Source organism: Polaribacter butkevichii, from assembly GCF_038024105.1.
Lineage (GTDB): Bacteria > Bacteroidota > Bacteroidia > Flavobacteriales > Flavobacteriaceae > Polaribacter > Polaribacter butkevichii.
The window spans coordinates 3,130,657-3,143,772 of the sequence record NZ_CP150661.1; the positions used below are offsets into that span (position 1 = coordinate 3,130,657).

The 13,116-nt window shown below is 30.0% G+C and carries 12 protein-coding genes; 8 read left to right on the top strand and 4 right to left on the bottom strand.

Annotated features, from left to right (window positions below; translation table 11 throughout):
• Window positions 1–43: 43 nt before the first annotated feature.
• The 4 genes from WG951_RS13140 to WG951_RS13155 all read left to right on the top strand — a co-directional run bounded on the left by WG951_RS13140 (window position 44) and on the right by WG951_RS13155 (window position 5,458).
• Window positions 44–763 (top strand): tRNA threonylcarbamoyladenosine dehydratase, encoded by a 720-nt coding sequence (locus WG951_RS13140; protein ID WP_105047419.1) that lies wholly within the window; start codon window positions 44–46, stop codon window positions 761–763.
• A gap of 70 nt (window positions 764–833) precedes the next feature.
• Window positions 834–1,472: a YceI family protein gene (locus WG951_RS13145; RefSeq protein WP_105047420.1), complete on the top strand. Its 639-nt coding sequence runs from the start codon at window positions 834–836 to the stop codon at window positions 1,470–1,472.
• 99 nt (window positions 1,473–1,571) lie between these two features.
• Entirely contained in the window at window positions 1,572–3,494 is a 1,923-nt protein-coding gene (locus WG951_RS13150) for a DUF3857 domain-containing protein (protein ID WP_105047421.1), read from the top strand.
• Window positions 3,495–3,499: 5 nt separating this feature from the next.
• A complete protein-coding gene (locus tag WG951_RS13155) occupies window positions 3,500–5,458 on the top strand; it encodes a DUF3857 and transglutaminase domain-containing protein (RefSeq protein WP_105047422.1) in 1,959 nt (652 codons plus the stop codon).
• 36 nt (window positions 5,459–5,494) lie between these two features.
• Here the strand turns inward: WG951_RS13155 and WG951_RS13160 are convergent, their stop codons facing one another.
• Both WG951_RS13160 and WG951_RS13165 read right to left on the bottom strand, forming a co-directional pair.
• Entirely contained in the window at window positions 5,495–6,121 is a 627-nt protein-coding gene (locus WG951_RS13160) for a CPBP family intramembrane glutamic endopeptidase (protein ID WP_105047423.1), read from the bottom strand.
• A gap of 3 nt (window positions 6,122–6,124) precedes the next feature.
• Window positions 6,125–6,583 carry an Lrp/AsnC family transcriptional regulator gene (locus WG951_RS13165; protein WP_105047424.1) on the bottom strand — a complete coding sequence of 153 codons (459 nt, stop codon included), beginning with the start codon at window positions 6,581–6,583 and terminating at the stop codon, window positions 6,125–6,127.
• A 157-nt stretch (window positions 6,584–6,740) separates the two neighbouring features.
• On the opposite strand from WG951_RS13165, the gene WG951_RS13170 reads away from it, so the two are divergent.
• The 3 genes from WG951_RS13170 (at window position 6,741) to WG951_RS13180 (ending at window position 10,042) form a co-directional block, all read left to right on the top strand.
• The gene (locus WG951_RS13170) at window positions 6,741–7,940 is read left to right on the top strand and encodes an aminotransferase class I/II-fold pyridoxal phosphate-dependent enzyme (RefSeq protein WP_105047425.1); all 1,200 of its coding nucleotides are present in this window, start codon (window positions 6,741–6,743) and stop codon (window positions 7,938–7,940) included.
• A 163-nt stretch (window positions 7,941–8,103) separates the two neighbouring features.
• Window positions 8,104–9,588: a Na+/H+ antiporter NhaC gene (nhaC, locus tag WG951_RS13175; protein WP_105047426.1), complete on the top strand. Its 1,485-nt coding sequence runs from the start codon at window positions 8,104–8,106 to the stop codon at window positions 9,586–9,588.
• Window position 9,589: 1 nt separating this feature from the next.
• Window positions 9,590–10,042, top strand: coding sequence for a GNAT family N-acetyltransferase (locus tag WG951_RS13180; protein WP_105047427.1), 453 nt, complete (start codon window positions 9,590–9,592; stop codon window positions 10,040–10,042).
• Here the strand turns inward: WG951_RS13180 and WG951_RS13185 are convergent.
• Window positions 9,993–10,247: a hypothetical protein gene (locus WG951_RS13185; RefSeq protein ID WP_105047428.1), complete on the bottom strand. Its 255-nt coding sequence runs from the start codon at window positions 10,245–10,247 to the stop codon at window positions 9,993–9,995. The genes WG951_RS13180 and WG951_RS13185 overlap by 50 nt on opposite strands.
• Window positions 10,248–10,269: 22 nt before the next feature.
• Window positions 10,270–12,234, bottom strand: a complete 1,965-nt coding sequence (locus WG951_RS13190) for a putative porin (RefSeq protein WP_105047429.1) — start codon at window positions 12,232–12,234, stop codon at window positions 10,270–10,272.
• 114 nt (window positions 12,235–12,348) lie between these two features.
• On the opposite strand from WG951_RS13190, the gene WG951_RS13195 reads away from it, so the two are divergent.
• Window positions 12,349–12,948, top strand: coding sequence for a ribonuclease HII (locus tag WG951_RS13195; RefSeq protein ID WP_105047430.1), 600 nt, complete (start codon window positions 12,349–12,351; stop codon window positions 12,946–12,948).
• The last annotated feature ends 168 nt before the right edge of the window (window positions 12,949–13,116 follow it).

Consider the following 13,116-nt stretch of genomic DNA (forward strand, 5'->3'; position numbering starts at 1 on the left):
CTCCACTGCGCTTGACCAGACATAAATAATATATAAAAGTAATATGAGTTGGTTAGAACGTACTGAATTATTAGTGCAAAAAGAAGGGTTAGAAAAACTTAAAAAAGCCAATATTTTAGTAGTTGGTTTAGGGGGTGTGGGGTCTTATGCTGCAGAATTTATTGCAAGAGCAGGAGTACAAAAAATGACGATTGTAGATGGTGATGTTTTTGATGAAACCAATAAAAACCGTCAATTAACAGCTTTAGATTCTACCATCGGAAAATCGAAAGCAAGGGTTTTGGCAGCAAGGTTAATAGATATAAATCCAGAAATTGAGTTAACAGTTTTAGAAGAGTTTTTATCGCCAGAAAGAGCCTTTGAAATTGTAACAAAAGAGTTTGATTATGTTTTAGATTGCATTGATAGTATTACACCTAAAGTAAATTTGATTGTAGCGGCAAGAAGAAAAAAAGTAAAAATAATTTCTTCTATGGGAGCAGGTGGTAAATTAGATGCTACCAAAGTAAAAATAAAAGACATTGCTAATACTAAAAATTGTACAATGGCACGTGTGTTAAGAAAGCGATTAAAAGAACGTAAGGTAAATAAAGGTGTAAAAGCGGTGTATTCTGAAGAAATGCAAATTTCTAAAAGTGTAAAAAGAACCGACGGAACTCATTTTAAGAAATCGTATTATGGTACTATAAGCTATATGCCAGCACTTTTTGGTCTACAAGCAGCAGCTTTTGTAGTTAATTTTATCATAAATAGAAAAAAATAGTTTCCAAGGAAAATAAATGTTGTATATTTGCCATGGGAAATAAAATAATATCCATTAAATTTAAAATAACATGAAAAAAATAATTTTATCATTAGTAGTAGTAGCATCAGTTTTAACTGCATGTAAAGGAGAAAAGAAAGAAAAAGTAGAAGTAAAGGAAGCTGTTAAAGTTGCCGTTAACGTAGCTGAATTAAATAATGTAGATACTGCTGTTTCTGTATTAAATTGGGAAGGAACAAAACCAGGAGGAGCACATAATGGAACTGTTGCTTTAAAAAGTGGTGGTTTATTAATAGAAAATGGTAAACTTACAAGTGGTGAGTTTGTAATTGATATGTCTACTATTAAAAACGTAGACATGGCAGGTAGCGAAGGAGCAGGTAAAATTGAAGGACATTTAAAAAATGAAGACTTTTTTGATGTTGCAGTATACCCAACTTCAAAATTTGTAATTACAAAAGTAGAAGAAGTAGCTGGTAAATTAGCTGTTACAGGAAACTTACAAATTAAAGATGTAACAAAAAGTATTACAATACCTGCAACAATTTCTACAGAAAACGGAGTTACAGTTTTTAAAAGTGAAGCTTTTAATGTAGACAGAGCAGATTTTAATGTAAAATACGGATCTAAAAAATTCTTTGAAGGATTAAAAGATAAATTTATAAACGATATAATGACATTCTCTTTTGTTGTAAAAACGAAAGCGTAAATTAGATTAATTCAAATTCAATTTTAGAGGCTAAAAACTTTTGTTTTTAGCCTCTTTTTTGTGCTTTTTTTTTAACTTTGGTTGCTATCAAAAAAATCTATGAAAAAGTTTATTTTCGGCGCTATTTTAGCCGCCTTATTGTTAATTGTACCCAACACATTTAGTCAAAAAACAAATTACGCTGCACTATTAATTCCTACAGAGTTAAAAGAAAATGCAAATGCTGTTATAAGAGATAATACTTTACATATTACGCTAGATGATGTAGATGATATGGTTGTGCATAAAACAAAAGTAGTAACTGTCTTAAATAAATTAGGAGACAGTAAAGCTTCTATGTATGAGTATTATGATAATACCACTAAAATAACAGAACTATCTGCGGTTATTTATAATGCTTTTGGTAAGGAAATAAATAAGTTTTCTAAAAATAAATTTTTAGACGAAAGTGCTGTAAGTGGAGGGACTTTGTATTCTGACTCTAGAGTAAAATATTTAGATTATACGCCAGTTTCTTATCCGTATACAGTGGTTTTTGAGTCTGAATATAAAACATCATCAACAGGTTTTATACCTAATTGGTACCCTATTAAAGGCTATTTTGTTTCTATTGAAAAAAGTAGTTATGTTTTTAAAAATCCATTAAAAATAAATTTTAATAAGAAAGAAAAAAACTTTGAGGGTTATAATATAGAAAACAAACATACAGATTATGAGTTACACTCAACTCTAAAAAATCAACCGGCACTTAAATATGAAGAAAATAGTGTTTCTTACAATGAGATCTTGCCAACATTAATGGTGGTTCCTCTAGATTTTCAAACAGACAATATAAAAGGAAGTTATTCTAATTGGAAAGAGCTAGGTGTTTGGATGAACGAAAGTATTTTAAGAGGAAAGTCTAATTTAGAGGAAACAACTAAACAAAAAATTTTAAGTTTAGTAAAAGGAGTAGAAGATCCTATTAAAAAAGCGAAAATTGTTTACAATTTTATGCAAAATAAAACGCGTTATATAAGTGTACAAGTTGGTATTGGAGGTATTCAACCCATATCAGCAAACGAGGTAGACAAGGTTAGTTACGGAGATTGTAAGGGGTTAACTAATTATACAAAAGCATTGTTAGATGTTGTAGGGGTTCAATCTAATTACGTGCATGTAGAGGCCAATAGAGATGATAAAGTTTCTTTCGATACAGATTTTGCTTCCTTAGCTCAAGGAAACCATGTTATTCTAAATATCCCTAATAATGGTAATGATATTTGGTTAGAGTGTACCAGTCAAACAATTCCGTTTGGGTTTTTGGGAGATTTTACAGATGACAGAAATGTGTTGGTAATAACACCAGAAGGCGGAGTTATAAAAAGAACTCCTGCCTACAAGAATGAAACAAACTTACAAGAGTTAAAAGGAAAAATTCAATTAGAAAAAAACGGAAGTTTAACAGCTAGTTTACATAGAGTTTCTAAAGGAATTCAATATGATGATAAATCTTTTTATGAAACTTTATCAAAAGAAGAACTTACAAAAAAATACAAATCTAACGATTGGAGTTATAATAACAATTTAGAAATTGATGCTGTATCATTGTTAAATGATAAAGATAAGGTAGTTTTTAAAGAAGATTTAAAAGTAACCATTAAAAACTATGCTTCTGTAAATAACAAAGAATATTTGTTTAGAGTTAATGTTTTTAATAGAAACAATTTTATACCTAAAAGATACAGAAGTAGAAAGTTGCCATTAAAAATTTCTAGAGGATATAAAGATGAAGATCAGTATGAAATTAAAATTCCTGAAGGCTATGTTTTGGGTGTTTTACCTTCAGAAAAAAATATTTCATCAAAATTTGGGACCTATAAAGTAACGTTTACAAAAGTAGATGATACAACCTTTAAGTATCATAAAACAATGGTTATTAAAGAAGGCGTTTATCCTAAAGAAGCATATAAAAACTACAGAAGTTTTAGAAGAAGTATTGCTAAATATGAAAATTTAAGAATTGCTATTACACAAAAATAAATTGAATGAAAAAGATTACAATTGCATTGCTATTATTAAGTCAGTTATCATTATTCGCACAAGATTATAAATTTGGTAAGGTATCTAAAGAAGAGTTAGAAGAAAAATATTATCCTTTAGACTCTACTGCAGATGCAGCATATTTGTACAGAGAAAGAAGAACTTATTATAATTTTATTAAAAATGAAGGTTTTCAACTAGTCACAAAAATTCATGAACGTATTAAAATTTATACCAAAGAAGGTTTTGATATGGCTACAAAACCTGTTGCTTATTATGATCCCGAAAATGGAGATGAAGAATCTGTAAACTCTATAAAAGGATATACCTATTCTTTAGTTAAAGGTAAAGTTGTAAAAGAAAAGTTATCAAAAAATAATATATTTAAAGAGAAAAAAAATAAATCATACAGTATTAAGAAAATAACAATGCCTAATATTAAAGTAGGTACAGTTATAGAAATTAAATATGAGCTTATTTCTCCTTTTATCAACTTTATAGATGATTTACAATTTCAATACGGCATTCCCGTAAAAAAATTAAATTACCAAATTGAAATTCCAGAATATTTTACTTTTAACAAAAGGTCTAAAGGATATTATTCTGTACAAATGAAAAAATCAGCAAAAAATGGAATTGTTGGTTCTACAAATTTTAGAATTGATGTTTTTTCTTTTGAAGGGAACAAGATACCTGCCTTAAGAGATGATGAACCTTTTATTAGTAGTATTCATAATTATAGAGGAGGTTTGGAGTTTGAGTTAACCCAAACAAATTTTTTGTCTATTCAAGGAGAACTTAAAAACTATTCAAATACATGGGAAACCGTTAGTAAACAAATTTTTAAATCTTCTCGTTTTGGTACAGAATTAAATAAAAGTAATTATTACAAAGAAGATTTAGAAAAAATACTTGAAGTTTCTAAAACAAGAACAGAAAAAATAGCTTCTATTTTTCAGTTTGTTAAAAAACAAGTAAAATGGAACGGAGTTTACGGTAAATATACAGATAAGGGTGTTAGGAAAGCCTACAAAGAAAGAGTAGGTAATGTAGCTGATATTAATTTAATACTAACCTCTATGTTGCGTTCTGCTGGTTTAGATGCAAACCCTGTTTTAGTGAGTACAAGGAATAATGGAGTTCCAATGTTTCCAACTTTAGATGGTTTTAATTACGTAATTTCTATGGTAGAATTTAAAGATGGGACTTATTTATTGTTAGATGCCACAGAACTTTTTAGTTTACCAAATATTTTACCTACTAGAGTATTGAATTGGAATGGAAGAAAAGTTACAAAAGAAGGGAACTCTTCATGGATAAAATTAACTCCATCTAAATTTGCATCAGAAGAGAATTTAATTATGGTTAAAGTAACTCAAGATTTAATAGTTGAAGGCTTTGTAAGAACAAAATATGATAATTTAAATGCATTAAATTTTAGAAATAATTATAATCATATAAAAGAAGAAAATTTAATTACAAAGTTTGAAGAAAATAATAAAGTTGAAATAATAAACTTTAAAATCACTAATAAGTATGAAATAGGAAAACCTGTTAATAGTACTTTAAAGTTTTCTAGTGAGGATTTGATAGAAGAAATAAGTAATAAATTATATATTGAACCATTATTGTTCTTAACTGAACATGAGAATCCATTTAAGCTAGAAGAAAGAAAATTCCCTATTGATTTTGCATCACCTTGGAAAGATAAAAATACCGTTTCAATACAAATTCCTGAAGGTTATAAAGTAGAAAAGTTGCCAGAATCGTTTGCTATTTCTTTGCCTGACAATTTAGGCGTTTTTAAATATCAAGTAACTCAAATGGGGAAGAAAATTAGTACTATAGCTATTTTGCAATTTAATTCTGCAATTATTGGTGCAGAAAATTATAAAGTTTTAAAAGATTTTTACGGACAAATGGTAAAAAAGCAATCAGAGAAAATAGTATTGATAAAATTGTAAAAGGAACAATCCCAAAAGGATAGTTTTGGGATTGTTTTAAGAAGGAAAACCAAGCATATTGCCCATACCAACCGTAAATAACCAACAACCATAAATACTATGTTCTATAGAAACTAAAAGTGTAGATTTTGTTTTATTGTACGTTATTGCAAATAAAATTCCACCAATAAAGGTTAAAAATAATACAAGTGTATTTCTAAACATTAGATGTGCTGCAGAAAATAATAGGGCGTTTACAAGTATAAATAAGCTTTCGTTTTTAAATAGGTTTTGATAGCGTTTAAAAAAGAAAGTTCTATACAAAAGCTCTTGGGGATACACCGAAAAGAAAGTGTAAAAAAGCAAGATTAAAATCCATAAGCTAGGTTTATTTAACATCACGGTAAAAAGATTTTCTTTATCTGTAAACCAAACAAAAGAAGTGGTAATAAGGGCAATAATTAAAAATTTTATCAATGTAGTTGTCCAAAAATGTTTCCAGTTGATGTTTTTCTCAATTCTGAATTTAATTTTTTCAACTTTAAATAGTATATAGGTAATATAAGTAAAACCTAAAAGACCGATAATCAATTTTAAAATAGGAGAATAATCAAATGCAAAACTTATTGGAATTAGCACAAAAATTAATAAAAGTTCAAAAAATTTACAACGAGTAGTTTGCATGTTTTATAAGTTTATAGCGGTTGTATTTTTAACTTGCTCAATAGCAAAGATACTATGTGTACTGCCAATATATTTTATGGCAGTTAATTTGGTAACCATAAAATTTCTATAAGTTTCCATATCCTTTACATAAATTTTTAGAATATAATCATAATCTCCACTCACATGAAAACATTCTGATACTTCTTCTAATTTTAAAATTTCACGCTCAAAAGTAGTTACATATTCTTTAGAATGTTGAATCAGTTTTAGATGACACAAAACTAAAAACGATTTATCAATTTTATTTTTGTTGATAATGGCCACGTACTTTTCAATAATATTTTGGTTTTCTAATTTTTTGATACGTTCATAAACAGCCGTAATAGACAAGTTTAATTGAAGTGATAACTGTTTTGTGGTTTGTTTACTGTCTTCTTGTAATAAATTAATGAGTTTTTTATCGGTAGAATCTAATGCCATGGTTTTAAATTTTCTGAAAAGATATCGGAATAGAACTTATTTTAGTTTTTAAGTCTAGTTTGTTTTGTAAATTTAGAAAATAAAACTATACTTTTTAGTTTATGTTGATTTTATTTCTTGTTAGTCGTTTTTTTGCAATCAATAAAACTAAATAATTATGAAATTTAAACCCGCAGATAAAATTCAAGATTTACAATATTTTGGAGAGTTTGGTGGCGTAAATCCATCCATTTCAGATTCTTCTACCTATACATTTATATCAGCAAAAACCATGTTCGATACTTTTGAAGGTAATGCAGATGGCTGTTATTTGTATTCAAGACATTCATCACCCTCAAATTTATATTTAGGAGAAACTTTAGCCGCAATGGAAGGTACAGAAACAGCAAACGTTTCTGCATCTGGTATGGGAGCCATTACACCTGTTTTGTTGCAATTGGTAAATGCAGGAGAACATATTGTTTCTAGTAGAACTATTTACGGAGGAACCTATGCGTTTTTAAAAAATTTCATCCCAAAATTTAATATTAAAACCACTTTTGTAAACATTACAAATTTGGCAGTTGTAGAAGCTTCTATTACAGAAAAAACAAAGGTTTTGTATTGCGAATCTGTAAGTAATCCGCTTTTAGAAGTAGCAGATATTGCTGGCTTATCTGCATTGGCAAAAAAATATAATTTAAAATTGGTGGTAGATAATACGTTTTCTCCATTATCAATTTCTCCTGCAAAATTAGGGGCAGATGTTGTAATACATAGTTTAACAAAGTTTATTAATGGTTCTTCAGATACTGTTGGTGGTGTGGTTTGCGGTACAAAAGAGTTTATAAACGATTTACGAAATGTAAATAGCGGAGCAAGTATGTTATTGGGTTCTACGATGGATAGTTTAAGGGCTTCATCAATTTTAAAAAATATGAGAACGCTGCATCTTAGAATGAAACAACACAGTTTTAATGCTGCTTTTTTGGCAGAAAAATTTGAAGCGGATGGTTTAAAAACAGTCTATCCTGGTTTGGCTTCTCATCCTTCTCATATGCTTTTTAAAGAAATTATGAATAAGGAATATGGATTTGGAGGAATCTTAACAATTGATGTTGGTTCTTTAGAGAAAGCCAATGAATTAATGGAGTTAATGCAGCATAAAAATTTAGGGTATTTAGCGGTAAGTTTAGGCTTTTACAAAACATTATTTTCTGCTTCTGGCAGTTCAACATCATCAGAAATACCTAAAGAAGAACAAGTAGAAATGGGGTTGTCAGAGGGGTTAATCCGTTTTTCTATTGGTTTAGATAATAATATTGAAAGAACCTATCAGGCAATGAAATCTTGTATGATTAGTGTAGGGGTTTTATAAAAAACAAATTATTATTTTTTACTATTCTAAAAAAAATATTCTTTAAAAAAACAGACTAAAAAAAATAGAGTTGACAAATCCGTAAGGGTAAATGGAAGTTGCTGAAATCAATTTGCGTAAAACTCCGTAAAATCGTAACATTACAAAACGAAATTTTAACTATATGGAGAGCAAGAATATTACACCAACAAACCCGGAAGACGAGAATATTATAGAAAATAAAGAACTTAATATTTGGGAAGCCTTAATACCGGTTTTTGCGTTGGTTGGTATGTTGTTTTACAATGTTTTTTTTGTGTATGGTGATGATGCTTTAAGTGGTAGTAATCAATTTATTTTGTTAATGGGAGCAGCGGTAGCTGCAATTGTTGGTTTTAGAAACAAGGTTTCTTACAAACAAATGATGGAAGAGGTTTCTGAAAATATAAAATCTACTTCTGGCGCTCTTTTAATTTTGTTAATGGTAGGTGCTTTGGCCGGAACTTGGTTAATAAGTGGTATCATTCCTTCTATGATTTATTACGGATTACAAATTTTAAACCCAACTATCTTTTTGGCAGCTTCGGTTGTTATTTGTGCCATTATTTCTATTGCAACGGGTAGTTCTTGGACCACCTCTGCAACCGTTGGTATTGCTTTGGTAGGTATTGGAAATACTTTGGGTATTTCTGCGGGTATGACGGCAGGTGCAGTGTTATCTGGTGCTTATTTTGGAGATAAAATGTCTCCTTTATCAGATACTACAAACTTGGCGCCTACAATGGCCGGTGGAGATCTGTTTACACATATTAAATACATGTCTTTAACAACAGTGCCAACAATTTTAATTACACTATTAGTTTTTTTAATTATTGGTTTTTCTATAGAAACAACAGGTACACCAGATGTATCAGATAAATTAGCAGCTATAGATGCTGCCTTTAATATTTCTCCTTGGTTATTTATGGTTCCTATAACGGTAATTTTTCTAATTATAAAAAAAACAGAACCATTGGTAGCGTTGTTAGTGGGGACTTTATTTGCAGGTGTTGTAGCTATTATTGCGCAACCAGAAATAGTTATGAATGTTGCAGGCGCAGATTCTTTAACTTTTAATTCTGCATATAGAGGAGTTATGAATGCAATTACAATAGATTCTGCTGTGGAAACTACAAGTGTAGAATTAAACGATTTGTTTTCTGCAGGTGGTATGAGTGGTATGTTAGGTACTATTTGGTTGATAATTTGTGCTATGGTTTTTGGAGGGATTATGGATGCAATTGGTGCTTTGGCAAGAATTAGTAAAGCGTTATTAAGTATGGCATCTTCTGTTTTTGGTTTATTTGCAAGTACTGTAGCCAGTTGTTTAGCTTTAAATGTTACGGCTTCAGACCAGTATTTAGCCATTGTTGTACCCGGAAAAATGTTTAAAAAAGCTTATGAAGATAAAGGCTTAGCACCAGAAAATTTAAGTAGAACGTTAGAGGATTCTGGTACAGTAACATCGGTTTTAATTCCGTGGAATACTTGTGGAGCATATCAATCGGGTGTTTTAGGTGTAAGTGTTTCAGAGTACTTTTTCTTTGCTATTTTTAACTGGTTAAGTCCTATTATGACTTTAATTTTTGCTGCTTTTAATATTAAAATTAAACAGTTAGTTAAAAAATAATATGATTGTTGCTGCTGTTCTTTCGGATGCAAAACAACTTACTGAGGTTGCATTAGAATCGAAAGCTTTTTGGGGGTATTCTAAAGAGTTGATAGAAGGTTGGAGAAATGATTTAACAGTAACATCTACAACCATAAAAAGTTGCAACGTGTTTAAATTTATGGTTGCAGATGTAGTTGTAGGTTTTTACGTTTTAAATAATCCGAAAGAAGATTTCGTTAAGTTAGAAATGTTATTTGTTTTACCTAAATTTATTGGTAAAGGTATCGGTAAAAAACTACTAATACATGCCTTAGAAAAAGCAATCGTTTTTAATACAAAAATAATAGAGTTAGTTGCAGACCCTAATGCTATTCCTTTTTATAAATCTCAAGGTTTTGTAGAAAAAGAGCAAATAGGGAGTGCTATTTTGGGACGTTTTTTGTCTTTAATGCAAAAAGATTTAAAACAATAGAAATTAATAAAAGTACCCAAGGACTTCCGTGTAGTAAAACATCAAACCAATCTTTAGCTTGCATTGGGTGTGCTCCTATAAAAGCACCTCCACCTAAAATCCATTGAACTTTACCTAAAATATGTGGCGGATTAAAAGGGGCAAGTCCTAAAGTTAAACTAGCCATTAAAAATAATTTCCAGTTGTTTTTAAGTTGGTCTTTCATAAATGATTTAACACATTAAAGTTTAAATAAACCAGTTCCAAACCAATCCAAAACGAATAGTAAAATCTCTATATGGATAATTAGGAGCCGAGTAATAGTTTTTTGATGTAAAGCTAGAAGTTACGTTTTCAATTTTAAAATACAAGCGTGTTCTTCGCACTTGTGCGTTAAAGAAAACATCTACAGAAGGAAAACCTATTTCTTGCGTATCTTGTAATGTAAACTCCGCTAACAATGGGTTGTAGGCATTCATTTTATACTTTGTAAAATAATTAAAAGTAGCCCCAATGTTAACTAACATTGGTTTTCCTTTAAACCAGTAGTCTTGGTAGTATAATGTGTTTCTTGTAACCAATTCTGGTACTCTAAAAACAGAGCTACCACTACTAACGTTTTGGTACATTACCGTATTATCTAAAGCCAGTTTCCAATACTTAATTTCTTTGTTCGCTTTTACTTTTAAATAAGTAATTTGGCTATCGAATTGATGCGGTTTGTTGTCTTCACCAAAATAAGTGTAGTTGTCAATATTTGTAAAATTAAGAGCTGCATTTAGCCATTTAGAACTAAAGGAGAAGCCTAGGTCTCTTGTATTAACAGACGTAAAATTATCATTTTGCCAGTTGTAATCGTCATATTTACTTTGGTGTAAAAGCGTATTAAAGTTGGGCGATTTAGAGCTAATTAATAAACTTCCTTTTACTGCAAAAAGACTGTCTTTTTTATACAATGCCTCTCCTTGTAAAAAGGTACCAGACAACCTGCCGCTTCCAGGAGATAAATTTCCGGTAGCATTTAAATGAAAGTTTTTAATTTTTGCGTTCCAATCTGCACCTACAGAAATGGCACTTCCCTCTAATTTAACTTTAGAAATATTACTATTTGTGTTTAAAATAGTATCATATCCGTAAGAATAATTGGTAATATTTATTTTGGCTTTAAATTTACCAAGTACGTATTTAGAGTTAAATTCTAGGTTTAATTCGTTATTTGTAATGGTGTTTTTTGCTAGGTTGTTACTAGCACCAGCAGAGTTTTCATCACCAAAAATAGTTGTAGTACTTGTAGGTTGTGTAAAACTATACTCTTTTGTTTCCGTAGTAAAAACATGTCCAACTTTTAAGTTGCTAAAATCCTTTTTGTTGATGCTATCTTTACTAGATAACAGTTTGTAGCTATGGTCAAAATAAACTCTTCTACCTTCAAAATCATTTTCGGCATCATCTAAATTTACATCTAATCTAGCTCTTGTGGTATAGTTGTCATCGTTACTTTCAAACTTATCAATTTCATCTTGTGGCAACCCACCACTTTCTTCATTAAAAAAATCTTGAGAGGTTATATGACCACGAATTTCGTATTGGTTTTCTTCTGTTCTGTAGTGAAAAGCACCTCTAAAGTTACCATGACTCGCTAAAGATCTTCTGTAAGCTCCCAAAGAACGAATTCCTTTGTAAGAAAGCGATACATTTAATCTTGGTGAAAAATTTACGGTAAAGATAGCATCTAAAACTTGCCCCTGTTGCAACCCTGTTCTATAAGTAATTTCGGTTGTTGGTGTAGGTACTTCGTAATATTTAATTTCATCAATATCTAAATAACTAAACTGTTTTGCAGTAAAACCAATGTCTGGCAAGAAATTTAAATTGCTAAAATTATACCCCAAATTGGTAAAGGTTTGCCCTTGGTTATGAAAGGCTAATAACTCAAAATTATCCGTTCTTAAATAATTAAATTTATAATCTTTTTGTATGGTTAATGTGGTGTCTATATACGTGGTATCTCTTTCGTGAGAAAATATTTTGTAGTCTGTATACTTTGTTTTACCAGATAATTTTACCGTAATTTCTCCCGTATTTCTAAGGGTGTCATTCTGAATCGTATTAAAACCATTATTTTCTTGAATAGGGTTTAGAGTTCTTTGTGAAAATAAAGAACCAGCCACTAGAAAACCAAGTATTGATAAGAAGAATCGTAATTTGTTCATAGATTGTTTCTGCAATGGCAAATGTAAAATAATTAAACGAAAATAATTGTTAATAATTATCATGAAATCTGTTAATTAAGCCATGTTTATTTAAACTTTTCTTTTCTTTGTAAAATGTTAGCATCAAATTATAGTGGTTTTTCTTTAGAAGCCGGTACAGATGAAGCCGGTAGAGGCTGTTTATGTGGCCCTGTAGTAGCAGCAGCCGTAATTTTACCAAAAGATTTTACACATCCTTTTTTAAATGATTCTAAGCAATTATCAGAAAAAAAGAGAGAAGAATTGCGTCCTTTTATAGAAAAAAATGCTCTTGCCTTTGGCGTTTCTTTTGTTTGGCAAGAAGAAGTAGATCAAATAAATGTTTTGCAAGCCTCTATAACCGGCATGCATAGGTCTATAGAAATGCTTAAAATTGAGCCAGAATTTATTATTGTAGACGGTAATAAATTTAAAGATTATAAAGATATTCCGCACAAAGCTATTGTAAAAGGAGATGCCAAATACCTAAGTATTGCCGCAGCTTCTGTGCTTGCCAAAACGTATAGAGACGAGTATATGGCAAAAATTCATTTAGAATTTCCTGTCTATAATTGGGCAAAAAATAAAGGATACCCAACAAAAGAACACCGAAACGGAATACGAGAATTTGGTGCAACCAAATACCACAGAAAAACCTTTAAACTGTTGCCAGAACAGATTAAATTAAAGTTATAAAACATTTTTTAGAAGCTATTTCCTGCTTTCACTACTCGCTTTTTTTGCCTAAAAAGGCAAAAAAGAGCTCAAACAAACCGTTCAATCAGGGCTAAACTTGTTTGTAAACTTTATAGAATAAGTTCTAATTATTTAAAAACTTCGACTATTTTTACGCTCCAAAATTTT

Bases quoted from the DNA above. Each gene is read 5' to 3' on its own strand.
- nhaC (WP_105047426.1), top strand. From the start codon at position 8,104: ATGGAGAGCAAGAATATTACACCAACAAACCCGGAAGACGAGAATATT.
- WG951_RS13165 (WP_105047424.1), bottom strand. From the start codon at position 6,583: ATGGCATTAGATTCTACCGATAAAAAACTCATTAATTTATTACAAGAA.
- WG951_RS13180 (WP_105047427.1), top strand. From the start codon at position 9,590: ATGATTGTTGCTGCTGTTCTTTCGGATGCAAAACAACTTACTGAGGTT.
- WG951_RS13140 (WP_105047419.1), top strand. From the start codon at position 44: ATGAGTTGGTTAGAACGTACTGAATTATTAGTGCAAAAAGAAGGGTTA.
- WG951_RS13155 (WP_105047422.1), top strand. From the start codon at position 3,500: ATGAAAAAGATTACAATTGCATTGCTATTATTAAGTCAGTTATCATTA.
- WG951_RS13160 (WP_105047423.1), bottom strand. From the start codon at position 6,121: ATGCAAACTACTCGTTGTAAATTTTTTGAACTTTTATTAATTTTTGTG.
- WG951_RS13145 (WP_105047420.1), top strand. From the start codon at position 834: ATGAAAAAAATAATTTTATCATTAGTAGTAGTAGCATCAGTTTTAACT.
- WG951_RS13190 (WP_105047429.1), bottom strand. From the start codon at position 12,234: ATGAACAAATTACGATTCTTCTTATCAATACTTGGTTTTCTAGTGGCT.
- WG951_RS13195 (WP_105047430.1), top strand. From the start codon at position 12,349: ATGTTAGCATCAAATTATAGTGGTTTTTCTTTAGAAGCCGGTACAGAT.
- WG951_RS13185 (WP_105047428.1), bottom strand. From the start codon at position 10,247: ATGAAAGACCAACTTAAAAACAACTGGAAATTATTTTTAATGGCTAGT.
- WG951_RS13150 (WP_105047421.1), top strand. From the start codon at position 1,572: ATGAAAAAGTTTATTTTCGGCGCTATTTTAGCCGCCTTATTGTTAATT.
- WG951_RS13170 (WP_105047425.1), top strand. From the start codon at position 6,741: ATGAAATTTAAACCCGCAGATAAAATTCAAGATTTACAATATTTTGGA.